The sequence below is a fragment of the Stenotrophomonas sp. 89682_Sma genome, assembly GCF_056481405.1.
The window spans coordinates 197,024-218,486 of the sequence record NZ_CM151147.1 but is presented as its reverse complement, the minus strand read 5'-3'; the positions used below and the strand labels follow the sequence as shown (position 1 = coordinate 218,486).

22 protein-coding genes and 1 riboswitch are annotated in these 21,463 nt (G+C 63.4%); of the genes, 13 read left to right on the top strand and 9 right to left on the bottom strand.

What is annotated here, in order from left to right; all coding sequences use genetic code 11:
* The first annotated feature begins 156 nt into the window (after positions 1 to 156).
* From ACZK29_RS00960 to pnuC, 4 genes are all read left to right on the top strand, one after another.
* Complete coding sequence (locus ACZK29_RS00960; RefSeq protein ID WP_014645533.1) at positions 157 to 564, top strand: glycine zipper 2TM domain-containing protein; 408 nt, start codon at positions 157 to 159, stop codon at positions 562 to 564.
* Positions 565 to 689: 125 nt separating this feature from the next.
* Entirely contained in the window at positions 690 to 1,814 is a 1,125-nt protein-coding gene (locus ACZK29_RS00955) for a phosphotransferase enzyme family protein (protein WP_111203071.1), read from the top strand.
* 43 nt (positions 1,815 to 1,857) lie between these two features.
* Positions 1,858 to 1,953, top strand: a riboswitch (TPP riboswitch).
* Positions 1,954 to 2,023: 70 nt separating this feature from the next.
* On the top strand, positions 2,024 to 4,213 hold the full coding sequence (locus tag ACZK29_RS00950; protein ID WP_478446536.1) for a TonB-dependent receptor: 2,190 nt from the start codon (positions 2,024 to 2,026) through the stop codon (positions 4,211 to 4,213).
* An 8-nt stretch (positions 4,214 to 4,221) separates the two neighbouring features.
* The gene (pnuC, locus tag ACZK29_RS00945; RefSeq protein ID WP_459048247.1) at positions 4,222 to 4,794 is read left to right on the top strand and encodes a nicotinamide riboside transporter PnuC; all 573 of its coding nucleotides are present in this window, start codon (positions 4,222 to 4,224) and stop codon (positions 4,792 to 4,794) included.
* 96 nt (positions 4,795 to 4,890) lie between these two features.
* Here pnuC and ACZK29_RS00940 read toward each other — a convergent pair whose 3' ends face one another.
* The 5 genes from ACZK29_RS00940 to ACZK29_RS00920 all read right to left on the bottom strand — a co-directional run bounded on the left by ACZK29_RS00940 (position 4,891) and on the right by ACZK29_RS00920 (position 8,398).
* Complete coding sequence (locus ACZK29_RS00940) at positions 4,891 to 5,307, bottom strand: hypothetical protein (protein WP_111203074.1); 417 nt, start codon at positions 5,305 to 5,307, stop codon at positions 4,891 to 4,893.
* 85 nt (positions 5,308 to 5,392) lie between these two features.
* Positions 5,393 to 6,367 carry a Dyp-type peroxidase gene (locus ACZK29_RS00935; RefSeq protein ID WP_049435434.1) on the bottom strand — a complete coding sequence of 325 codons (975 nt, stop codon included), beginning with the start codon at positions 6,365 to 6,367 and terminating at the stop codon, positions 5,393 to 5,395.
* Positions 6,368 to 6,490: 123 nt separating this feature from the next.
* Positions 6,491 to 6,859, bottom strand: a complete 369-nt coding sequence (locus ACZK29_RS00930; protein WP_164146521.1) for a VOC family protein — start codon at positions 6,857 to 6,859, stop codon at positions 6,491 to 6,493.
* Positions 6,860 to 6,927: 68 nt separating this feature from the next.
* Positions 6,928 to 7,695 (bottom strand): helix-turn-helix transcriptional regulator, encoded by a 768-nt coding sequence (locus tag ACZK29_RS00925; protein WP_111203077.1) that lies wholly within the window; start codon positions 7,693 to 7,695, stop codon positions 6,928 to 6,930.
* 127 nt (positions 7,696 to 7,822) lie between these two features.
* Complete coding sequence (locus ACZK29_RS00920) at positions 7,823 to 8,398, bottom strand: OmpO family porin (RefSeq protein ID WP_005411880.1); 576 nt, start codon at positions 8,396 to 8,398, stop codon at positions 7,823 to 7,825.
* 732 nt (positions 8,399 to 9,130) lie between these two features.
* On the opposite strand from ACZK29_RS00920, the gene ACZK29_RS00915 reads away from it, so the two are divergent.
* The gene (locus tag ACZK29_RS00915; protein WP_227832889.1) at positions 9,131 to 9,703 is read left to right on the top strand and encodes a tyrosine-type recombinase/integrase; all 573 of its coding nucleotides are present in this window, start codon (positions 9,131 to 9,133) and stop codon (positions 9,701 to 9,703) included.
* Between the two features lie 253 nt (positions 9,704 to 9,956).
* On the opposite strand, the gene ACZK29_RS00910 is transcribed toward ACZK29_RS00915, so the two are convergent.
* Complete coding sequence (locus tag ACZK29_RS00910; RefSeq protein ID WP_021202108.1) at positions 9,957 to 10,250, bottom strand: ArsR/SmtB family transcription factor; 294 nt, start codon at positions 10,248 to 10,250, stop codon at positions 9,957 to 9,959.
* A gap of 243 nt (positions 10,251 to 10,493) precedes the next feature.
* Between ACZK29_RS00910 and ACZK29_RS00905 the strand changes: the two genes are divergently transcribed.
* From ACZK29_RS00905 to ACZK29_RS00885, 5 genes are read left to right on the top strand one after another with little or no spacing between them, the layout of a single operon-like run.
* Positions 10,494 to 11,363 carry an MBL fold metallo-hydrolase gene (locus ACZK29_RS00905; RefSeq protein ID WP_031269345.1) on the top strand — a complete coding sequence of 290 codons (870 nt, stop codon included), beginning with the start codon at positions 10,494 to 10,496 and terminating at the stop codon, positions 11,361 to 11,363.
* Positions 11,360 to 11,800 (top strand): YeeE/YedE family protein, encoded by a 441-nt coding sequence (locus ACZK29_RS00900; protein WP_005420838.1) that lies wholly within the window; start codon positions 11,360 to 11,362, stop codon positions 11,798 to 11,800. Before ACZK29_RS00905 ends, ACZK29_RS00900 begins: the two co-directional genes overlap by 4 nt.
* On the top strand, positions 11,797 to 12,228 hold the full coding sequence (locus tag ACZK29_RS00895) for a DUF6691 family protein (protein ID WP_005420840.1): 432 nt from the start codon (positions 11,797 to 11,799) through the stop codon (positions 12,226 to 12,228). The genes ACZK29_RS00900 and ACZK29_RS00895 overlap by 4 nt, the downstream gene beginning before the upstream one ends.
* Entirely contained in the window at positions 12,225 to 12,662 is a 438-nt protein-coding gene (locus ACZK29_RS00890) for a protein tyrosine phosphatase family protein (protein WP_005420843.1), read from the top strand. The genes ACZK29_RS00895 and ACZK29_RS00890 overlap by 4 nt, the downstream gene beginning before the upstream one ends.
* An 18-nt stretch (positions 12,663 to 12,680) precedes the next feature.
* On the top strand, positions 12,681 to 13,442 hold the full coding sequence (locus tag ACZK29_RS00885) for a sulfite exporter TauE/SafE family protein (protein WP_005420845.1): 762 nt from the start codon (positions 12,681 to 12,683) through the stop codon (positions 13,440 to 13,442).
* 72 nt (positions 13,443 to 13,514) lie between these two features.
* Here ACZK29_RS00885 and ACZK29_RS00880 read toward each other — a convergent pair whose 3' ends face one another.
* From ACZK29_RS00880 to ACZK29_RS00870, 3 genes are all read right to left on the bottom strand, one after another.
* A complete protein-coding gene (locus tag ACZK29_RS00880; RefSeq protein ID WP_005420848.1) occupies positions 13,515 to 14,786 on the bottom strand; it encodes a DUF2254 domain-containing protein in 1,272 nt (423 codons plus the stop codon).
* Positions 14,787 to 14,908: 122 nt separating this feature from the next.
* The gene (locus tag ACZK29_RS00875; RefSeq protein WP_021202110.1) at positions 14,909 to 16,888 is read right to left on the bottom strand and encodes a BCCT family transporter; all 1,980 of its coding nucleotides are present in this window, start codon (positions 16,886 to 16,888) and stop codon (positions 14,909 to 14,911) included.
* A 51-nt stretch (positions 16,889 to 16,939) separates the two neighbouring features.
* Positions 16,940 to 18,037: a hypothetical protein gene (locus ACZK29_RS00870; protein WP_072167334.1), complete on the bottom strand. Its 1,098-nt coding sequence runs from the start codon at positions 18,035 to 18,037 to the stop codon at positions 16,940 to 16,942.
* 298 nt (positions 18,038 to 18,335) lie between these two features.
* Here ACZK29_RS00870 and ACZK29_RS00865 point away from each other — a divergent pair, with 298 nt between their 5' ends.
* The 3 genes from ACZK29_RS00865 (at position 18,336) to ACZK29_RS00855 (ending at position 21,449) form a co-directional block, all read left to right on the top strand.
* Positions 18,336 to 18,704, top strand: coding sequence for an H-NS histone family protein (locus ACZK29_RS00865; protein ID WP_005420854.1), 369 nt, complete (start codon positions 18,336 to 18,338; stop codon positions 18,702 to 18,704).
* A 287-nt stretch (positions 18,705 to 18,991) separates the two neighbouring features.
* Complete coding sequence (locus ACZK29_RS00860) at positions 18,992 to 20,107, top strand: serine hydrolase domain-containing protein (protein WP_021202112.1); 1,116 nt, start codon at positions 18,992 to 18,994, stop codon at positions 20,105 to 20,107.
* 169 nt (positions 20,108 to 20,276) lie between these two features.
* Positions 20,277 to 21,449, top strand: coding sequence for a serine hydrolase domain-containing protein (locus tag ACZK29_RS00855; protein WP_005420857.1), 1,173 nt, complete (start codon positions 20,277 to 20,279; stop codon positions 21,447 to 21,449).
* The last annotated feature ends 14 nt before the right edge of the window (positions 21,450 to 21,463 follow it).

The following is a 21,463-nucleotide window of genomic DNA, read 5'->3' as shown; positions in this document are numbered from 1 at the left end:
TTGCTTCATGCCGCCTGCCGCTAGATGAATGCGCAAGCCGCACGGTGGGCCAGGCAATGTTCCGGCAATGTTGGAACGCCAGCGTGGTCTCCACGGCAGCCGGGGCGCCCGCGCCCTCCCTGCCCAGCGTGGCATGCACCTCTCAGGAGAACGAACATGCTCAGTACTTCCACACTCAGCTTCCGTGGTCTGGCGATGGCCCTGGCACTGGTTGCCGGTGTCGCCGTGGTCAGCGATGCCAGCGCGATGTCGAGGAAGGACAAGCGCACCCTGGTCGGCGCCGTGGTCGGTGGCGTGGCCGGCAACCTGCTCTCCAACGGCGATCCTGCGGCCACCGTCGGTGGTGCCGTGGCCGGCGGCGCGATCGGCAACCTGACCACCTCCGACCGCCGCGACCGTCGTTACTACGACAATCGTCGTTACGACGACCGCTATGATCGCCGTTACGACCGTGGCTACTACCGCAGCGGCTACTACGACCGCGGTGACGACCGTCGCTGGCAGCGCGAGCGCTACTACGACAACCGCTACTACCACGATCGCGGTCGCCATCGCGGCTGGTAAGCAGCGCGGCATCTCCCATGCCGATGCACGGACGGGCGGGTCGATGACCCGCCCGTTTGCGTTGGCCGCGTGCATGGCGTTGAATGCGCAGCCTTGGATGTGACTTTCCCCACTGGGGCTTCGGCATGACGTCTTCCTCCCACCGCGTGCAGGGCCTCAACAACGACGAGGTTGCTGCCGACTGGCCACCGATCAGCGCGGCGGACATTGCGTGGCTGCGCCAGCGCTACCCTCAGCTGGACGAACACAGCCAGCCCCGCTGGCACAGCCCACGGCCGCTGTCGGCCGCTGCCATCGTCGGCGGCGAGGACGGCGCGGTGTTCGTCAAGCGCCATCACCACAGCGTGCGCAGCGCGGCCTGCCTGGAAGAAGAGCATCGCTTCATCGCCCATCTCGCCGCAGCGGGCGTGCCGGTGGTGCAGGTGCTGGCCGCGGCCGATGGCCACAGCGCCGTCGAGCATGGCGAATGGACCTTCGAGCTGCATGCGATTGGCGTCGGCGAGGACCTGTACCGCGATGCTGTGTCGTGGTCACTGTTGACCGATGCCGCGCAGGCCCGCGAAGCCGGGCGCATGCTGGCCCAGCTGCACCGCGTCGCCGCCAGCTACCACGCGCCCCAGCGCAGCACCCACCTGCTGGTCGCGCGCGACGACCTGATCCGCGCCGACGATCCGATCGCCGCAATCAAGGCAGGGCTGCACGAGCGCCCTGGCCTGGCCCGCTATCTCGCGCGCATTCCATGGGAAGCGCAGCTGCAGCGCGAGGTACTGCCGTGGCACACCGGCCTGGCCGAGCGCCTGCGCGACGAGCCACGGCTGTGGGCGCACAACGACTGGCATGTCTCCAACCTGCTGTGGCGCGACGGGCGGGTCAGCACCGTGCTGGATTTCGGCCTGGCTTCGCCCACCAGCGCCCTGTTCGACCTCGCCACCGCGATCGAGCGCAACGCCGTGGCGTGGCTGGAGCTGGAGCGCGGCATGGAGGCGGTGCGCATCGATATCGCGCTGGCCCTGCTCGACGGCTACCGCCAGGTACTGCCGCTGTCGGCGGCACGCGTGCACCTGCTGGCCGACCTGCTGCCGATGGTCCATTTCGACTTCGCACTGTCCGAAGTGGAGTACTTCGAAGGCGTCACCGGCTCGACCGCGAATGCCGACGTGGCGTGGCAGCCCTTCATGCTGGGGCATCCGGCGTGGTTCCACAGCGCGCCGGGACAGGCACTGCTGCAGGCGCTGCACGCGGCAGCCTGAAGGACGCCGGCTCGCAAATCCGTACCATTTGTAGTGAAATGGTCACCTGAAGCGGGGGTGCCTGGATCTGCCAGGCTGAGAGAGTCCCTTGGAACCTGATCCGGTTTGCACCGGCGTAGGGAGCTTTGAGCCGCAGCCACACCCCCGTCATGGGCCGGTGCACCTGCGCGCCGTCGCTTCGTCTCCCTTGTTGTCCGAAGACGAACCGAATGAACCGCTGCCTGCGCCCCACCCTGCTCTCCCTCGCCCTCTGCGCCGCGCTGCCGCTGCATGCCCGCGAGGCCGACGCTGCCACCGACGCGACTGCCACCGGTGCCGAACGCTCGCCGACCGAACTGGCGGCGGTGCGCGTGGAGGCCGGCAAACCGAAAGCCGATACCTCGCGCGTGAATGCCTTCGGTGGTGGAAGCTGGAAGGACACGCCGGCGTCGGTGAACGTGCTCGAGCGCGATTACCTCGACCGCCGCCAGGTGCGTTCGCTGTCCGAGCTGGCCAGCAACGATGCCTCGCTGGGTGATGCGTATGCGCCGGTGGGCTACTACCAGAACATCGCCATCCGTGGCTTTGCACTGGACGCCGCCACCGGCTACCGCTTCAACGGCCTGTCCATCGCCGGCGAACAGCGCCTGGCGCTGGAGAACGTGCAGTCGGTGGAGATCCTCAAGGGTGAAGCCGGCCTGGCCGCAGGCGTGATGGCGCCCGGCGGCATCATCAACTACATCGGCAAGCGCCCGGCCGAAGTGCGCACCGCCACGCTCGGTACCGATTCGGAAGGCTCGCGCTACGTCGCCGTCGATGTCGGCCACTGGATCAGCCCGCGTTTCGGCCTGCGCCTGAATGCCGCGTGGGATTCCAGCGATTCCTATGTCGAGCACGCCGATGGCCGCCGCAACTTCTACTCGCTCGCGGCCGACTGGCTGATCGGCGAACGCGGCAAGCTGGAAGTGGATGCCAATTACCAGACCAGCTCGCAGCGCTCGGTGTCCGGCTACCAGCTGCTGGGCGCGCGCGACCTGCCGCGCGGTGTCGACCGCGAACACCTGCTGGGTTACCAGCCGTGGCAGCGTCCGGTGGATATCGCCAGCACCAACATCACCGCCCTGCACACCTACGATTTCAACGACGCCTGGCAGTCCCGCGTGTCGGTTGGCCACAGCCGCTCGGTGATCGATGACAACGTCGCCTTCGCCTACGGTTGCTACTACGCCACGCAGTGCGCCGATGGCAGCGTGCCGGGCAATTACTTCGCTCCCAACGGCGACTACGACGTCTACGACTACCGCAGCCCGGACGATACCCGCCGCAACCAGCAGGCGCGCGCCGAACTGCGTGGCCGCTTCGAGACCGCCAGCATCGGCCACGAGCTGACCCTCGGTGCCGACTACTTCCGCCGCACCGTGGACAAGCGCCCGAGCGTCAACGAGTACGTCGGCACCAGCAACATCCACGAAACACCTGTGCCGGTGTTTGAGCCGTCGCCGAAGATGCCGGGACCGTCCGCACGTCGCCTGGACAGCCGCCAGACCGCGTTCTTCGCGCTGGACCGGATCAGCTTCGGCGATGACTGGCAGTGGCTGGCCGGTGGCCGCTTCGTGCGCCTCGATGAGCGTGCCTATGACAAGCGTGGCACCCCGCAGCGGCACAGCCGCCTGTCGCGGTTCCTGCCGCAGACCGCCGTGGTATGGAAGGCCACCGACCAGCTCAACGCCTATGCCAGCTACGTGCGCGGTATTTCACTGGGCCAGGAAGCGCCGTTCTGGACCAGCAATGCCGACACCTTCCTGCCGTCGGTGCAGTCGCGCCAGCTGGAGGTGGGCGTGAAGTACGTGCCGGTCGAGGCGCTGACCCTGGGCGCAGCCGTGTTCCGCATCTCGCAGCCGTACCAGTACGCCAAGCCCGACAGCAGCGACCTCGGCTACACCTTCGTCGAGGAAGGCACGCAGACCCACACCGGCCTGGAGCTGACCGCCAATGGGCAGCTGACCGACGCGCTGCAGATCGTCGCCAGCGCCAGCGTGCTGCAGGCGCGCGCGCGCGATACCGGCACGCCGGCCTATGAAGGCCATCAGCTGGTGAACGTGCCGAAGGTACGGGCCAGCGTGCACGTGGCCTACGCGCTGCCGTTCGTGCAGGGCCTGGATGTCACCGGCGGCTGGCGCTATGCCGGTGCCAACGTCGCACGTGCCGACGGCGGCGTGCGCGCACCGGACTACTCGGTGTTCGATGCTGGCCTGCGCTTCCAGCATCGCCTGCACGAGCGTGCGGTGACCTGGAACCTGTCGGTGGACAACGTGTTCAACCGCTTCTACTGGCGCGATACCGGCAGCAGCGGCGGTGACTACTACCTGTTCCCCGGCGCACCGCGACAGGCCCGCCTGTCGGTGACGTTCGCGCTGTGAGCGGCGTGATGCTGGAGTGGACCGCCGCACTGTTCAGTGTGCTCGGCGTCTGGCTGATGGCCCGGCGCCGGCTGGCGGCGTGGCCGGTGGGCCTGCTGTCGGTGACGCTGTACGGGCTGGTGTTCGCCGAGGCCAAGCTGTACTCGGATACCCTGCTGCAGGTCGCCTTCGGTGGCTTCCTGGTCTACGGCTGGCTCAACTGGCGGCAGCATGCCGTCGATGAGGGCAGCATCCGCATCGTGCCGCTGGCGCGCGGCAAGCTGCTGCGCGACCTGGCCATCGGCCTGTGTGGTGGCGTGGCGCTGGGTGCGGCCATGCACACCTTCACCGATGCCGCACTGCCCTGGCTGGACGCGATGCTGACCTCGCTGAGCCTGGTCGGCCAGTGGTGGCAGGCGCGCCGCCACGTGGCCTGCTGGTGGGTGTGGATCGCGGTGGACGTGGTCTACGTGGGTGCGTACCTGTTCAAGTCGCTGCACGTGACCGCCGCGCTGTACGTGTTCTTCCTCGGCCTGGCCGTGTTCGGCCTGCGCGCATGGAGTGCGGCCGCGCGTGAACCGCAGGTGGCGCCGGTGCGTTGATGCGGATGGCCGGGCTGTGCGCTGGCCATGCACAGTAGAGCCACGCCATGCGTGGCTGAAGGATCACCGGTAGGCCCATCCACGCATGGCGTGGATCTACCGGTCAAGCACCAGACCCAACCGCAGCGGCTGGCGCATGTCGGCAGGCGGTGCGGCCTGCAGCGGCGCCGCCTGCAGCGTCGCGCGCAGGTCGGCGTCGACCCGGGCGTCACCCAGGCTGTCGAATTCCAGTTTCGAGATACGGCCATCCGCCGCGATCCACACGCTCACCTGCAGCGGCGTGGGCGTGTCCGGGTGTGCCTGCAGCCATTCCAGCACGCGCTGCGCCTGCGGGTCCTGCTCCTGCTGCAGGCGCTGCTGCAGTTGGCCACCCACGGCGGTGGCGTAGGCCATCCAGTGCGCAGGGGCTTCCTGTGCGGACACAGCGGCGCTCCCCAGTGCCAGCGCACCGAACAACGCGGCCAGCGGCCGCCACCAGCGGCGTGCGCCGGTTGTGTTCCTTGCCATCGTCATCGCCTGCCTCCTGCACTCGCATCCAACAGCAGATGGTCGGGGCGGTAGATGACAGGCAGATGGCGGTCGCCGCTGCCCAGCGCGATCAATCGCCCAGGTCGGCCAGCACTTTGCGCGAGGGCGCGAAGAAGGTCACGCCGGTGGTTGCGGTGGAGAAATCGAGGATGCGGTCGTGCAGCGGCGCGGGATTGCCGATGAACATGCGCTCCAGCATCTTCTCGATCACCCACAGGCGGCGGGTGTAACCAATGAAGTAGGTGCCGTACTCGCCACGGCCCGGATTGGCGAACGGCATGTTGTCGCGCAGGATCTCGTGCTCGCCGTCGGCATCCTCGATGGTGCACAGCGTCTTGTGCGACTTCTGCGCATCCGCCGGTGCGTCATCCAGCTCGATGTTGTCGTGCTTGGTGCGGCCGATGATCGCTTCCTGCGCTTCGGTCTTCTGTGCGCGCCAGGCATCAAGATTGTGCAGGTACTTCTGCACCACCACGTAGCTGCCGCCGGCATGCTCCGGGTCTTCCTCGCCCACGATGGTGGCTTCGGGCAGCGACAGCCCTTCCGGATTGGCGGTGCCGTCGACGAAATCGAGCAGGTCGCGGCCATCGAAGTAGCGGAAGCCGGCCACGTCATCGACCGTCTCCACCGCATCGCCAAAGGCCATCAGCAGGTTGCGCTCGAACGCCACGATCAGGTCCATCGTGCGTGCGCGGATGTGATACAGCAGGTCGCCGGGCGTGGATACGGCGGTGTGGGTCGCGCCCTTGATCTCGCGGAACGGCTGCAGCTCACGCGGCGGCGTGGTGCCGACCAGCGGCTGCCACACGCGGTGGCCGATGGCCACGTTGCAGGTGAAGGTGCGCTCGATCTCGCGGATGGCGGTGTTCTTGATCAGGTCATCGGTGCTGGCCAGTACCTCGCGCGCCTTGGCGATCGACGCCTCGTCATCCTTCACCTTCAGCACCAGGAATGCCGCCGAATGGGTCAGTGGCGCGGTGATCTGCTGCGGCTCGTTGTCGAGCGTGTGGTTGAGGGCGGTGATCGGTGCGGGCTGGGAGTTCACGGCAGTTCCTGCTGGCTTGAGACGGGTGCATCGCCTGTGGCGATGTGCGGGCGATCATAGCGGAACCGACTGACCGGGGACGGAGCGGTTCTCGTTCCGTCCACCAGCGAAGGTACGAAGACCTCAATCCACATCACTCCAGACCGCCAACTCGTAGCCATCCAGATCGCGGAACTGGAAGCGGCGGCCACCGGGGAAGGCGAACACCGCCTGCACTACCTCGCCCCCAGCGGCAGCCACACGCTGCTGTGCATCGGCCAGGTCCGCGCAGTAGAGGATCACCAGCGGCCCGCCGTTGGCACGCACCGGCGCGTCGGCCACGAAGCCGCCTTTCAGGCGGCCATCGTCGAACTCGGTGTAGGCCGGTCCGTAGTCGGTGAAGTGCCAACCGAACACCTCGCCGTAGAAGCGTTTGCTGCGGGCGATGTCGGCGACGTTGAATTCAATGTTGTCGATGCGGCGTTCGGCATCGTGAGTAGCGGCATGGCTCATGACGTGGCTCCTGGGTGGGAGCCCCAGCTTCAATCAGCGCGGCACCGCGGTCTTGAACGAAACGGCCATCATCGGCCCCATTCCAGGCGCAGCTCGCGTGCTGTCATGCTGGCAAGCTCGCGTGCCTCGCGGCTGAGATGTGCCTGGTCGGCATAGCCGGCCTCGGCGGCCAGCATCGCCAGCGAGTGCTGCGGTTGCGCGCGGCTGTGGCGAAGAAAACGTTGCAGGCGCAGGATCCGCTCCAGCGTCTTGGCGCCGTAGCCGAACTGCGACTGGCTGAAACGCCGTAGGCTGCGCGGGCTCAGGCTCAAGTGCGCCGCCAGCGTATCCAGCGTGGCGTGACCAGCTGCGAGCGCCTGGAACAGGACATGGGCGCGCTGCGCCGGAGTATCGAGCGCGGCCGCACTCATATGCTGGTGCAGGCAGTGCGCCATTCGCTGCAGGCGCTGTGCAGGCGCGGTGTCACCAATGGAGGCTGCAGCCCTGATCGCCCACGCGCCCTTCAGATCGGCCAGTGGCACGGCCTGGCCGATGATCTCGGCCAAGGGTAGGCCCAGCGCGGCCAATGCCTGGCCGGGACGGAAGCGTGCCCCCAGCACCTGCGCACCGGGTGCCAGCGCCGGGTGCGCGGCCACACGGTCCGGGCCGACCACGAACAACGCACCGTCGCGCCAGAGGATATCCACGCAACCATCGGGCAGTACGGTGATGTGCCCATCGGCATCGGCAGGAAGCTGGCTCTGCCACAGCTGACCAAAGTGGCCGCGCAGCGGCGCAGGCGCCGGATGCTCCTGGTAGGCCGTGCCAGTACCTGCGAGGTGGGAAGAGTCGCCCATGCCGCATTGTCGCGCTACAGGGCCCATAAAAGTGAAGCCCGGCGCGAGGCCGGGCTTCGGTTGGCGTGTGGGAGAGAGAGAGAGAGAGTCACACGCCAGCACAACACGCACTAACGACAGGCGTTTGTTACCAGGTGAAGCGCGGGCCCACGAACCACTCGCGGTCGCCAGCCTTGGCCAGCTTCACTTCGCCACTCAGGCCCCAGTTCTGGTTGAACTTGGCGGTGGCGCCGACGCGGCCGTAGAACTCGCCGTCCGGGTTGATACCGTGCTTCTTGGTGTAGTCCTCGTAGCCGGCCATCACGTAGCCTTCCACGTACGGGTTGAACGCGGTACGCACGCCAACCTCGGTGGAGTAGCCGTTGAAGTCCAGGCCATGCTTCATGTCGAACTTCTGGTACGCGACACGGGCCACCAGGTCGGTGTTCGGTGCGATGCCATAGTTGTAGCCGGCGCCGATGCGCCACTGGTCGACGTCATTCTTGAACTTGTCTGTCTCCTGCGCGCTGTAGTCGCCGAAGATGTGGAAGTTCGGGTGCACCGCCACGGAACCCTTCACCTTCCAGCCATCGGCGTCGCCGCCCTTGGCATCGGTGTTCACGTAGCCGCCTTCAACGTAGTTGTACGACAGGCCATCGGTTGCCGATGCAGCGAACGGCAGAGCAGCCAGAAGACCCAGGGCGAGCAGCGAATTCTTGTTCATCGGGACACACCTTTAATTATTTTGGTTTCGTCGACCGCCTCCCGGGAGGGGGAGAGAGAAGAGGCAGTCGACAGGTGTGAATTATCCGTTAGGGGGTCTAATCGACCCTGAATATTGAACTGACTGGTGTATAAATAAGGCTCCCGTTCAGGGAACTCGGTAAGCGCCACCTTGTAGACGGGCAACCATAGGTTTGCGCTTTTGCTGAACCTATGGTTGCGCAAGAGCTGGAAACCTATGGTTGCAGTGGTTCAGGGGCAGAGCTGACGTCCGCGGCTCCTTGGCCCTAGCCAACGGCCAAGGAGGCAAGCACCGCCCTGACGTCGGTCCAAACTTGTCGGTCCTTAACAAGTAAGGAGACCCTTTAGGTGCCCTACGAAGGTTCGCGGCCTTGGAAGTCGAACGAAGCATGCCGTTGGCGTTAGCGACTCAGGACCAGTAGTGCTCGACATCGCCAGATGTTTCGTCCGCCACGGGCCGTACGCTGTCGCCCTCGCCCCTGTTGAATCTCACGGCTGCTTCATGCCAGAAGCTGGCATCGCTAGCCGTGGCGTCCAGAGATTTCGAGGCAGTGTCGAGCATCTATCTCTCCGGTGGACTGCTAGAGACAGCGTTTCTCTAAGACAGATGCCTCCCGGAAGCCGCCGGGCAAGGCGTCCGCTTCCGGTCGCATCACGCCTTGCTTCTAGGCTCGGGCGAAGCCTGACCACCCCCCTTCAACAGGAGTAGGTCATGGCAATTATTCACACACACCAGCCCCACGAGCCCTGGAACAAGGGAAAGCTGATCGGTCAGAAGGCGCCGCTCAAGCTGAAAGATATCTGGGCCATCCGGATCAGACTTCAGCTTGGCCACAAGGTTCGAGATCTAGCCCTATTCAATCTGGCAATTGACTCCAAGCTCCGCGCCTGCGACTTGGTGAAACTCCGGGTGTCCGATGTATCTCACGGCAGGCAGATGGCTTCGCGAGCTATGGTGATGCAACAGAAGACCGGTCGCCCTGTCCAGTTCGAAATTACCCAATCGACTCGCGAGGCTGTACAGGCCTGGATCACTCATGCTGACCTGAAGGCCTCGGACTTCCTGTTCGCGACCCACGGGTCGGACTCGCCCCAGCTTTCGACGAGACAGTACGCCAGGATTGTCCACCGCTGGGTTGAGGAAGCTGGTCTCGAGTCGGGTTCCTATGGCACGCACACGATGCGCAGGACAAAAGCTTCGTTGATCTACCGCAGGACGCGAAACCTCAGGGCTGTCCAGTATTGCTTGGGCACACGAAGCTCGAGAGCACCGTGCGTTACCTAGGCATCGAGGTCGATGATGCCTTAGAGATTGCCGAGCAGACTGATGTCTGAGTCCATAAGGGTCGCTCCTTGCCCATCGAAGGTCGAGGAGCGGCCATAAGCAGACATCCACCCCATCCCTGATAAACATCCCTAGGCCGCAGCAGACCTCGAGCCTGCTGCGGTCAATTGGTTTTGGGGCAGACTACGCCGATGGCCTAAATTCCCCTAGGTCAGTGAGTCTAGCCCGTCCCTTCTAGACGCCTTAGGCCACTTCAAGTTGATGTATCGTCCGCACAGAAGATCCCATGCATCGCGCCCAGCAGTGCTGCAACGCGCGGGTCTGCCATGCGGTAGACGATCGACCGCGATTCCCGTCGGGTCGCTACAAGCTTTCGTTGGCGGAGTTCGGCCAGTTGCTGGGAGAGCGCCGGCTGTCGGATGCCGGTGGCGTCCTCCAGTCCGCTCACCGTCATTTCACCTTGCGCGAGCTGGCACAGCAGCAACAGGCGGGAGGGAGTGGCCATGAAGCGCAGCAACTCGGCCACTTCGGGCACGCGCTCCTTCATCGTGGCTAGGTCTGACGGGCTGAATGGGGGGCTGGTCACGGGTAAGGGCAACTTGGCCGGGTGATGTGATGCAAACACCATGGGGAAGGCGCCCAGTCTAGCATGCTTCTATAGTTTCACACCTTATGTAACTATGTAATGATTAAGCAACCAATCCCCCCGGAGCCAGTCGTGAACCAATCCGTAGCGGTAGACGCCCCCTTGGAGCAGGCTGTCCGCGTCGTCAACGATGCCCGTGCCGGCCTGCTCCCCTCGCCTCATGTAAAGACCTTCTTCGATCCTGCCACTTTCACTGCCAGTCACGTCGTACGCGATCCATCTTCTTCAGCGTGCGCCATCATCGACAGCGTCCTTGACTTCGACATGGCCGCAGCCCGCACCTCCACTGCCTCCGCATCGGCGTTGGTGGACTACGTGCGGGCCGAGCGCCTACAGGTGCAATGGTTGCTGGAAACCCACGCGCATGCCGACCACCTGTCCGCGGCTCCATGGCTGCAGGAGCAGGTGGGAGGCGCGCTGGCTATTGGCGAACACATCACCGCAGTCCAGGAAACCTTCGGCAAGGTCTTCAACGCCGGCACTGCATTCAAGCGGGATGGCAGCCAGTTCGATCGCCTGTTCGCCGACGGTGCCTCCTTCCGCATCGGTAATCTGCACGCGATGTCGCTGCACGTGCCAGGCCATACCCCGGCTTGTCTGGCGTACGTGATCGGCGACGCCGTATTTCCTGGAGACACGCTGTTCATGCCGGACTACGGCACCGCCCGATGCGACTTTCCAGGTGGCTCGGCGCGCCAGTTGTATCGCTCGATCCAGCGCCTGCTGTCCCTGCCCGACGCCGCCCGCGTATTCCTGTGCCATGACTACAAAGCCACCGGCCGGGACCATTTCGCATGGGAAACAACCATCGGTGCCGAAAGGACAACAAACATGCATGTGCACGAGGGCGTGAGTGAAGCCATGTTCGTGGAACTGCGGGAGGCTCGTGATGCCACGCTTCCGATGCCACGGCTGATCCTGCCGTCAGTGCAGGTCAACATGTGCGCCGGCCATCTGCCCGAACCCGAAGAAAACGGCGTGCGCTACCTCAAGCTGCCGGTGGACCTGCTATGACGCTCTCTCATCTGGCCTGGTATTGGCCGCTCGCTGGCGGTGCGATGATCGGAACAGCGGCCGGAGCCTATCTACTCCTTCTCGGGCGCGTTGCTGGCATCTCGGGTCTGCTTGCCAGGACACTGGGCATGCCGGGTGACGGCGGACGCAGCAGTGCTGCCCTGTTCCTGGCGGGACTTGCCCTGGCGTCAGGCTTGGCAATGGTGGCCAGGCCCATACCCCTGCCGGCGCTCTCCGCAAACGGAGCAGTGGTATTGGTGATTGCCGGACTGCTGGTGGGTTACGGAACTCGCCTTGGCGCTGGCTGTACCAGTGGGCACGGTGTCTGCGGACTAGGCCGGGCATCGCCGCGTTCGGTGGTGGCGACCTGCGTGTTCATGCTCGTGGGCATGGCCACGGCAACCCTGGTACAGATTGCGACCGGAGGCCCGGCATGATCCGTCTTGCCGCGTTCCTGTGCGGCGCACTCTTCGGATTGGGCCTGGTCGTATCCGATATGGCCAACCCAGCCCGCGTGCTTGCTTTCCTGGATGTGAGCGACGCCTGGGACCCCTCCCTGGCGCTGGTCATGCTGGGCGCACTGATTCCTTCCGGCGCAGCCTACCTGTGGATACGCGCCCGAGGAACACCACTGCTTGCCGCATCGCTGCACATTCCCACCCTTCGCATCATCGATCGGCGCCTGGTCATCGGTGCGGCGATATTCGGCCTGGGTTGGGGACTGGCCGGAGTGTGTCCCGGCCCGGCCATCGCGTTGCTGGGAACCGGCCAGCCCTTCGCGATCATCTTTGCCACGGCAATGATCGCTGGCGTGCTCCTGCATGGCCTCATTCATCGCCCCACCGCAACTACGGGACAACCATGAACCTCAAGCCACTCTCTGCCAGCCTCAAGGTGTCCGGTCAGCTCCTGCCAAAGGACATTGAAGCCCTGAAGGAGCAGGCCTTTGCGAGCGTGATCTGCAACCGGCCCGACGACGAACAGCCGGAGCAGCCCAGTCACCATGCGCTGCAGGCTGCCTGCGACCAGGCGGGCATGCAGTTTGCCTATCTTCCGGTAGTGCCTGGTGTTATTACCGATGATCAGGTGCATACCTTTGCCAAGTTGATCGACGCGCTGCCACGCCCTGTTGTCGCGTACTGCAGAACCGGCACCCGTGCTGCGATGCTGTGGGCGCTGTCGGAAGTCGTTCACAATGGAGCGGCATTTGCTGACGTCCTGTCTGTTGCTTCGGACGCAGGCTACGACCTTTCCTCCATCGCAACACGGCTGCAGCAAGGTCCGGCGTCCGCCGACTGACATATGGAAACGCTATCTATGCTGCAGTGGGTGCTGGGCGGCCTGTCTGGCGTCCTGGTCGGCTTCGTCCTTGGCGTGGTTGGTGGGGGCGGATCCATCCTTGCGGTACCACTGATGCTCTACGTGGTCGGGGTGGAAGATCCGCATGTGGCTATCGGCACCAGCGCCCTGGCAGTGGCGGTCAATGCGGTGTCGAATCTGGTGATGCATGCCCGTAAAGGGAATGTTCGCTGGCCCTGTGCCTCGGTCTTCGCCTTGGCGGGGATCGCGGGCGCCTACCTGGGTTCCAGCTTGGGCAAGGCGTTCGACGGCAAGAGACTGCTGGCTCTGTTTGCTGTGGTCATGGTCATTGTCGGCATCGCCATGCTTCGCAGGCGCAACACGCTTGGCTTCGCGGACGCTCGGCTCGGCAGGCGCAATGCACCCGCACTGATTGGGCTGGGCGCCACTGCCGGTGGGCTTTCTGGCTTCTTTGGCATTGGCGGAGGTTTCCTCATCGTGCCCGCACTTGTGGCCGCGACGGGAATGCCGATCATTGCCGCAGTCGGAAGCTCGCTCCTCGCCGTCGCCGCATTCGGCATGACCACCGCACTGAACTACGCGCATGCAGGCCTGATCAACTGGAAGCTCGCGGCAGTGTTCGTCGTTGCCGGGATGGCTGGCGGTACTGCAGGAGCAGCAATTTCGACGAAGCTTGCCAACTATCGTGGAGCTCTGAACACGGTATTTGCAGTACTGATCTTCATTACCGCCGCATACATGCTGTGGAAGGTGAGCTGACCGGATGTGCTCCAGACCACAGCCGAGCACTGATAGCCAGCGCAGCGCTTCAAAGGCTTTGATAGGAAGACACTACGAACGGTGGTCCACATCTTCCAGAGTCAAATAAGATGCGACGGCTCGAAGCGCCTCGCGATCAGCTTCGAAATCCATGGCCAATAGGCCGCGCTCCAACGCGATGCGGGCATGCGCCTGTGATGCGACTCTTGTCGCTTCATTCGAGGACCCTGCCAACGCTGCGAAGGCCTTCTGCAGCCGGATACTGACCTCCAGGGACGCGGCGGCATCCCTGGCAATCGGAGTGAACGCGTCCTCAAACATGTCGCGTACGTCGAGACACTGCACGTGCACGCGCGGATACAGCACCTCGCCTGTCGCAGCGTCCCCTGCGTGGCTGGACCATGCACAGAGCAGCCTGACACATGTCCCGATGACGTCGATGCAGGTCCCAGGGTCGTTCACCGCAGGTGACATGGCTCGCTGGGCAATTTCCGCAAGCACGACCAGCCCGAACCGTGGGTCATTTTCGATGGAGCGCGCGTCGCTAAAGGAAATGGCTGAGATCACTTCACTCTGTACTTCAGGAAGTAGATTTCCCTCGATGGCTATCAACGGACGGGTTGGGGTTGCGAACGTACCCGGCTGGCAGAGCAGATGAACGCGTAGATCATGTTCCTGCGCAATGGCGTTGATCCGCCCGACATCCACGTGTTCAACGTAGGCCACCTGATCGCCGACCAGCTGCACCGCCCCCTCTCCTACCCGAACCGCACTGGCTCCGCCGAGCGAAGGCTCCTCGGCGCGGCGCTTCATTGCCACTTGGGTCGCCCGCTCCACCAGATCGATGGTTTCGCCGACGCGGCCAAAGCGTGAGAACTGCTCGATAGCCCGGAGCAACGTCACTGTGATGACGATGATGACCGCGATGGTTGCCCCGAACAGTACAAGCCGGCCGCTATCTCCGTAGATGCCGGTGCTGAGCGCGATGAGGCCCACGATCGAGAACAGGAAGGCACCAATGAAGGTGGCCAGCGCACCTTGGGCCCGGGTGTCTTCGATCAGCAGGCGGGCCGCGCGCGGGGTGGCGCTGTTGGACGCGGACCCGTATGCCGAGACCATGGTGGACAGCGAGAAGGTGGTTACCGTCAGCATCGACGCGGCAAGAATGCCAAGAATATTGCCGACGGAATCTGCGCCGATCCGTGCGGCAAGGCCGACGGGAATGAGGAACTTCAGGAACGCGCCCGCCAACGCCGTGATGATGCCTAGGGCGCCATACAGGGTCGAGCGGAACCACATCCGCTTTGTAACTTTGCTGGCTGCAAGCCTCAATCTGGTGAGCATGGGCTACTTCCTGGGAAGTTCGACCATCAATAGCACGGCCGGGCGCCGAGGCCACGTCAACGCAGGGTCATGCCCGACCCAAGGCAGATGCCGCTACTCCGGGCGGCATCTGTGTGCAGATTCTACGAGCGCACCTTGTCCAGGAACTGACGGTGGCGCTCGTATTGATCGAGCACATCGTGGATGAGTTGAACCTTGGTCCATCCCATGACGTCGTAGTCCTGCCCGCCCTCCCGCAGATAGACCTCCGCACGGTAATGACGGGTACCCTCGCTGACCGGCCGACGGGGATCCTGCAGGGCGAACGTCGGCGGCTCATAGGGCTGGGGCCGTACCGAGTAGAAGAAGTCCATCTCCTCGCCATGGCCAACCTGCAGCCACGCACGACCATCCTCCCCCTTGGAGACTTGGACCGGCAGATCCTGCTTGCGCAGCTCAGCCGCAACCTCTTCCAATGCTGGGATGACACGCTGCTCGATGAAGCCGGTCACCTCGATCTTCAACGGATTGTGCGCCAGCAGGCGCAGGCGCGCCCGCCAATCCTCGCTGGTACCCGGCAAGATACGTGCCTCGCGCAGGATCGAGCGCTTGGTTGCATCCAGATGCATGGCCTTCAGCAGTCCCCAGCACATCAGGATCATGACGATCGTAAATGGCAACGCACTGGCAATGGTGGCCGCCTGCAATGATTCCAAGCCGCCGGCCACCAGCAGGGCAATCGCAAGGCCGCCGACCAGCAGCGCCCAGAAGATCCGCTGCCAGACCGGCGATTCCTCCTCACCCTTCGAGGTAAGCATGTCGATTACCAGGGCACCGGAGTCCGCTGAGGTTACGAAGAACAGCGCAACCAGGATGACCGCCAGCGAAGAGGTCAGCATGGTCAGCGGCAGGTGCTCCAGGAACTCGAAGAGCGCCATCGAGCTGTCGGTTGAGACCGCCTGCACCAACTGCTGGATGCCCTCCGCCCGCACCATGTGCAACGCGGTGTTGCCGTAGATGGTCATCCAGAGGAATGTGAAGCCAAGCGGCACAAGCAACACCCCCACCACGAACTCACGGACGGTGCGTCCACGTGAGATGCGCGCGATGAACATGCCAACGAAGGGCGACCAGGCAATCCACCAGCCCCAGTAGAACAGCGTCCAGCCACCCAGCCAACCCGTGGGTTCGTAGGCATAAAGGTTGAAGGTCATCGAGAACAGCTGGGAAACGTACATGCCGGTGTTCTGCACCAGTGCCTGCATCAGGTGCACGGTGGGTCCACAGACCAGCACGAAGGCCAGCAACGCTGCCGCCAGGATCATGTTGAGCTCGGACAGCCTGCGTACGCCGCTGTCCAGGCCAGCCACGACCGAGCCGGTCGCCACCAGTGTGATGACGGTGATCAAGCCAACCTGGACGAGCGTACTGACCTCCAGGCCGAACAGGTAGTTCAGGCCGGCGTTGATCTGCATGACGCCCAGCCCCAGCGAGGTGGCCAGGCCGAAGATGGTACCCAGCGCGGCGAACGTGTCTACAGCATGCCCCAACGGGCCGTGGATACGATCGCCGATGAGCGGATACAGTGCGGATCGGACACGCAGCGGGAGATTGTGCCGGTAGGCAAAGTACGCCAGCGACAGCGCCACCACTGCGTAGATCGCCCATGCGTGGATGCCCCAGTGGAAGAAGGTGATGCGCATGGCCTGGCGGGCAGCTGCGGCCGACTCGGGCGAGCCGACCGGCGGCGTGGCGTAGTGCATGATGGGCTCAGCAACGCCGAAGAACATCAGACCGATGCCCATGCCGGCAGCGAACAACATGGCGAACCAGGAGCCGTAGCTGTAGTCCGGCGTACTGTGGTCAGGGCCGAGTTTGATGCGGCCGTAACTGCTGATGGCGACGCCGACGACGAAGACCAGGAAGCCGGCCACCGCAAGGATGGTGAACCAGCCTGCATCATTGGCAGCCCATGACTTGGCCGCGGTGAACCACCGCGTGGCTCTATCGGGCACGATGGCAGCAAGCGCCAGCAGCGCGATGACGATGGCTGCCGTGGGAATGAACACCTGCGGAAGAATCCGCTGGCGAACGGGGGGATGTTGCGGAGCCGTGCTCTGCATGGATACCTCCGTGTTGTTGGGTGAAGAAGCCTCCGGCTTGCGCGAGGCCGATCAGAAGTAGAAGCCGATGTTGAAGTTCAGCCGTGAATGCCAGCGGGAAGGTCCTCCCTCGTCGATGCCGATACCATCACCACCGGCAAACCACATGTTGCGGCCAGCGATCCAGTCGACATAGGTGAGCATGATGCCTTTCTGCAGGCTGCAACCGGTCACGTTCTGCCACGAATCACGAAGGCCCGCGCGGTGCCCGACCGGGCGGGTCATGCTGAGGTTGTTATAGCAGGTGATGTCATCCAGCCAGCCCTTCTGGCCGAACGAATAGGCGATGTTGGCGCTTGGCACATCCGCCTGCGCTGCAACCTGGAAGGGGAATTGGAACGCCGACATTGCGATGCGATCTCCGGGCACGTCATACCGGTACCGCGCCCACTGCAACTGCGCGGTCCAACCATCGCGCTGCCACTGTGCATGGAGGGCCGCGCCCTGATGACCGTAGTGACGCCGTGTCTGAGTGTTCTGCACCTTGCCAGCAAACGCTGATGCGCCCAGCAACAGCTCGCCGCCGCCCCAGGCGCGCGCACTCTCCACGCGTGCATGCAGTCGTTGCCGCTCGCGATACGGCAACGCCTCGGTCTGCGCGACATCAAAGGAGTAGCGATCATAGCGAGCCCCGGACCCGTATTCGTCTCCGGAGAACCAGCCGAGATGCCAGGTCGTGCTGCCGGTGCGGTGAATCACTACAAGGCCCGGATCGTAATCATCCTCAATGCCCAAGTAGTAGCCGGAGCCGAACCAGAAGCTCTGCGATACGGTAGGGAGCAGCCCGAACGGGATCTGCTGGATACCTGCCTTCAGCTGGGTAGCATCGGAGAACTGCCAGCCCGCGTACGCGTGATGCACGGCGTCGAAGCCATCATACCAGCGGTACTGGGCAGAAAAGGAGAACGGTCCGGTTCCAGCGTCAAGGTCTGCACGCAGCAGTTCAAGCTGCAGGCGGCTGGACGGCCCGTAGTCGAGCCAGCCATAGTTGAACCTGGCGGCGCCTCCTGGATCAAAGTAAGGATCTCTATGGAGGTTATCCTCAGAAGCATCTGCAGCCAGCGAAGTTCCCGCCAACGCGGCAGCGACAATGAAGGGAATTGATCTCACGGTTATGCGCCTTGCCTCCCTGATCTGCTACGGAAAGCGCTTGAGTCTAACGTCGATTCATCCAATGCCTCAAACTGGCGATCTCAAAGAACTCTTGGCGACGCCATAGCAATCACTCACGGCGCGTCTTTAGTCCTCAGGTCCATATGCCACGTGAAAATCATGTGCAGTGAGAGAGTAGCTAACACGATCCACTTTTTAGTAGTCGATCCTGAGATTGAGCGACTCATAGTGGACATGGAGTGACACGCAATGTCATTTGAGCATAGGCTAGGGCCTCGACACCGGGGAAGAATTCATGACTATTGATATCAGCGGCCTTACGGCCAAGGAACTTCGCTCACTGATTGCTCAGGCGGAGAAGCAGCAGTCCAAAGTGCTGTCACGCCCTAAGGCCACAGCGATGCGCGCCAAGATCAATAAGTACGTCAAGGATCATGGCTACACGATAGAGGAACTGTACGGCGCTTCAGTGATCGTGCCCTCCGAAACCGCCAAGAAGCGAGGTGATCGGAGGTCTGCCAAATCGACAGTGCCCAAGATCGCTCCCAAGTACCGTAATCCTGCAGTGCGCGGCCAGACGTGGTCCGGTCGAGGGCGGCAACCGCGATGGATAGCCGAGCTGGTAGCAAGCGGAAAATCACTGAATGACTTCCTGATCAAGTAGTGATAGCGGGGCAGCCGTACACCGTTACCGCAGCAGGTCCTGAGAATCATTAGTCATCAGATCGAACAGGATGCTGGTGCGCGGAATACCCTGCCAGGTAGGCGATCAAAGATTTCAGCTAGTCGCAGTTGATGTGACAGCGGGCGAACAGCAGGCGCTCCACCTTATTGTGAGCATGACTCTTTGCACTGTCGTGCCCGGGTGCCTGGGCCTAAGGTTGCCGGCCGGCATCGGTTCCGTCGGCACTCGCCAATCCATTTTCCAGACGACCTGGCCCAGGGAAATCTATGCTGCCTGCACTCTTGCGCACCGCCTTGCTGACCGTTGCCCTGTCGGCATGGCTTCCAGCCCAGGCGCTTGCGGCCGGTTCTCTTAAGGCAGCCAACAGCAAGGCCAGGGCCTTCATCCAGCAGGCCATGCAGGAGCACCGGATTCCGGGCCTCCAGTTGGCAGTGGTGCAATATGGGAAAGTAGTGCTGCTGGAGAACTACGGGTTCGCCAATGTCGAGAACCGGGTGCCTGTTACCGGCAAGACGCTGTTTCCGATCAACTCGGCCACCAAGTCGTTCACCGGCGTAGCCATGATGCAACTGGTCCAGGACGGACGGGTGGACCTGGACGCCCCCTTGTCACGCTATTTGGACGATGTGCCCGCGACCTGGCGTGGGGTGCGGATCCGGCAGCTGCTGGGGCATACATCAGGCCTTCCGGAGATCATCGACTCGCAGGGGGCCTTTGGCGGTGCGACGGAGCCGGAGGCATGGAGCGCGGTCGAGGCTCGGCCTCTGGAGGTATCGCCAGGCGAACAGTTTTCGTACAACCAGACCAACTACGGCCTGCTGTCGCGGATCATCGTCAAGTTGAGCGGGCAACCGTACGAGCGATTCGTGACGCAGCGACAGTTCGATGTGGCGGGGATGCCCTCCACCACGTTCGGTGACAGCTATGACCTGGTTGCCGGAGCCGCCACGATCTACAGCGTGTCGCCGCGGGGCTCGCTGGCACCGGACGACGGTGAGCGCCTGTCGCATTGGATTTATGAAATGCCCTACAGCCTGTGGGCGGGTGGCGGAATCCAGACGACGGCCGAAGAGCTGTCGCGCTGGATCATTGCGCTGTCGCAGGACCAGTTGATCGATGATGCACATGTCCAGCGCATGTGGCAGCCAGAGCCACTGAACAGCGGGGCGAAAAGCGATTGGGCCTTAGGCTGGCCGGTGTTGAAGGCTGATCGCCCGCGCCAGGTCGCAGGCATTGGCGGCGCCCGCGCGGCATTCGTCGTCTACCCGGACGAAGACTTGGCCGTGATCGTGCTGACCAATCTTGCCGGTGCGAACCCGCAGCGGTTTGTTCGACGCATCGGCGAGTTCTACCAGTCGCGGGCGAACGACTCCACCCATTGATGCCGACGAAGCCCCGGGACGACGTGTGCTTTCGACCCGAAGCGGACGTCCACACGCACGCCTTCTGGCTGGCGCCAGCGGCGGCCGCCGCGAGAACAGGGACAGGTGTGCGGCCCTCGGTGTTCGGCTATCTTGAGAGTTCTTGCCACAACCCTTCAAGCACAGACGCATGCAAGCGATTTCGAGGATTGTTCAGAACGGGCGGTGGCTCAACTACTTCGTATTGTCCGTCGTGCTCTTGGCTGCCGGCTGCAAGGGCGAGCATGTGCCGGCAAAGGATCTTGGGGCGGACCTCGATGAGGTGGCCGCAACACTGATACAGCAGCCGTTGCTCCACTCAACCTCGATCGCAGTCGTATATCGGGGCCAGGAATTCATCCGTCATCGCGGCAACATGGAAGCCGGCAGGCTGAGCCCTCCGACCGACGCGACCCTCTACGAAATCGGTTCGTTGAGCAAGACCATGGCAGGGACCCTGATGGCCAACGCCGTCCTGGAGCGCAGGCTGGGGCTGGACGACGATGTCCGGAAGTATCTGCACGGCGATTATCCGAACCTGCAGTACAAGGGCGACCCCATCCGCATCCGTCACCTGCTGTCGCATACGAGCGGTCTTCCGAACATGTTGCCGGAACGCGCGAACACGGTGCTCGCGGACTTCACCGATCAGCGTACGCCTCGTGAACTCAATGCTATTTACGCCGGCTATGGCAAGGCGGATTTCTTCAGGGACCTGCATGCCGTCGAGATTCACCAAGTGCCCGGAAAGGATTATGCCTACTCCAGTGCTGGAACCCAACTGGCGGCGCATATTCTGGAGACGGTTTACAAGAGCGACTATGAGTCGCTGTTACGCGAATTCTTTCGCGATTCCGCGGCAATGGCGGACCTCAGAATCAGGCTGGGCGATGCTGAGGCGCCCCGGCTTGCGGTCGGCTACCACGGTGACAACGCGGTACCGACCTCGCCCATGCCGGAGTTGCCTTGGGGAGCATCGGGGAACGTAAAGGCGACCGTTCCGGAAATGGTGAAGTACCTCAAGTTCCAGCTGGCCGGCGGGCCCGTCGTGACGGAATCGCACCGTACTCTCGTCGAATTCGATTCCGAGTTCAGCATCGGCTATTTCTGGAACATCGTCGGCGGCGACCGCTTGAAGGGCACCTACTATGCCCATCATGGTGGTGTGCCCCGCTCGCAGTGCTATATCTACATCATGCCGAAGTATGACCTTGGCATTTTCGTCATCACCAACCAGAGCGGCGACAAGACTGCCCACGCCATGGAGGCGGCGATCAATACACTGGTCGAGAGAATCGCCGCGCGAGAAAATATCTCTAGCTAGGGCCTGTCACGGTC

What these genes read in the sequence shown, in the direction of transcription:
- ACZK29_RS00960 (WP_014645533.1), top strand. Translation starts at nt 157, where the DNA reads ATGCTCAGTACTTCCACACTCAGCTTCCGTGGTCTGGCGATGGCCCTG.
- ACZK29_RS00955 (WP_111203071.1), top strand. Translation starts at nt 690, where the DNA reads ATGACGTCTTCCTCCCACCGCGTGCAGGGCCTCAACAACGACGAGGTT.
- ACZK29_RS00950 (WP_478446536.1), top strand. Translation starts at nt 2,024, where the DNA reads ATGAACCGCTGCCTGCGCCCCACCCTGCTCTCCCTCGCCCTCTGCGCC.
- pnuC (WP_459048247.1), top strand. Translation starts at nt 4,222, where the DNA reads ATGCTGGAGTGGACCGCCGCACTGTTCAGTGTGCTCGGCGTCTGGCTG.
- ACZK29_RS00940 (WP_111203074.1), bottom strand. Translation starts at nt 5,307, where the DNA reads ATGACGATGGCAAGGAACACAACCGGCGCACGCCGCTGGTGGCGGCCG.
- ACZK29_RS00930 (WP_164146521.1), bottom strand. Translation starts at nt 6,859, where the DNA reads ATGAGCCATGCCGCTACTCACGATGCCGAACGCCGCATCGACAACATT.
- ACZK29_RS00925 (WP_111203077.1), bottom strand. Translation starts at nt 7,695, where the DNA reads ATGGGCGACTCTTCCCACCTCGCAGGTACTGGCACGGCCTACCAGGAG.
- ACZK29_RS00920 (WP_005411880.1), bottom strand. Translation starts at nt 8,398, where the DNA reads ATGAACAAGAATTCGCTGCTCGCCCTGGGTCTTCTGGCTGCTCTGCCG.
- ACZK29_RS00915 (WP_227832889.1), top strand. Translation starts at nt 9,131, where the DNA reads ATGGCAATTATTCACACACACCAGCCCCACGAGCCCTGGAACAAGGGA.
- ACZK29_RS00910 (WP_021202108.1), bottom strand. Translation starts at nt 10,250, where the DNA reads ATGAAGGAGCGCGTGCCCGAAGTGGCCGAGTTGCTGCGCTTCATGGCC.
- ACZK29_RS00900 (WP_005420838.1), top strand. Translation starts at nt 11,360, where the DNA reads ATGACGCTCTCTCATCTGGCCTGGTATTGGCCGCTCGCTGGCGGTGCG.
- ACZK29_RS00895 (WP_005420840.1), top strand. Translation starts at nt 11,797, where the DNA reads ATGATCCGTCTTGCCGCGTTCCTGTGCGGCGCACTCTTCGGATTGGGC.
- ACZK29_RS00890 (WP_005420843.1), top strand. Translation starts at nt 12,225, where the DNA reads ATGAACCTCAAGCCACTCTCTGCCAGCCTCAAGGTGTCCGGTCAGCTC.
- ACZK29_RS00885 (WP_005420845.1), top strand. Translation starts at nt 12,681, where the DNA reads ATGCTGCAGTGGGTGCTGGGCGGCCTGTCTGGCGTCCTGGTCGGCTTC.
- ACZK29_RS00880 (WP_005420848.1), bottom strand. Translation starts at nt 14,786, where the DNA reads ATGCTCACCAGATTGAGGCTTGCAGCCAGCAAAGTTACAAAGCGGATG.
- ACZK29_RS00875 (WP_021202110.1), bottom strand. Translation starts at nt 16,888, where the DNA reads ATGCAGAGCACGGCTCCGCAACATCCCCCCGTTCGCCAGCGGATTCTT.
- ACZK29_RS00865 (WP_005420854.1), top strand. Translation starts at nt 18,336, where the DNA reads ATGACTATTGATATCAGCGGCCTTACGGCCAAGGAACTTCGCTCACTG.
- ACZK29_RS00860 (WP_021202112.1), top strand. Translation starts at nt 18,992, where the DNA reads ATGCTGCCTGCACTCTTGCGCACCGCCTTGCTGACCGTTGCCCTGTCG.
- ACZK29_RS00855 (WP_005420857.1), top strand. Translation starts at nt 20,277, where the DNA reads ATGCAAGCGATTTCGAGGATTGTTCAGAACGGGCGGTGGCTCAACTAC.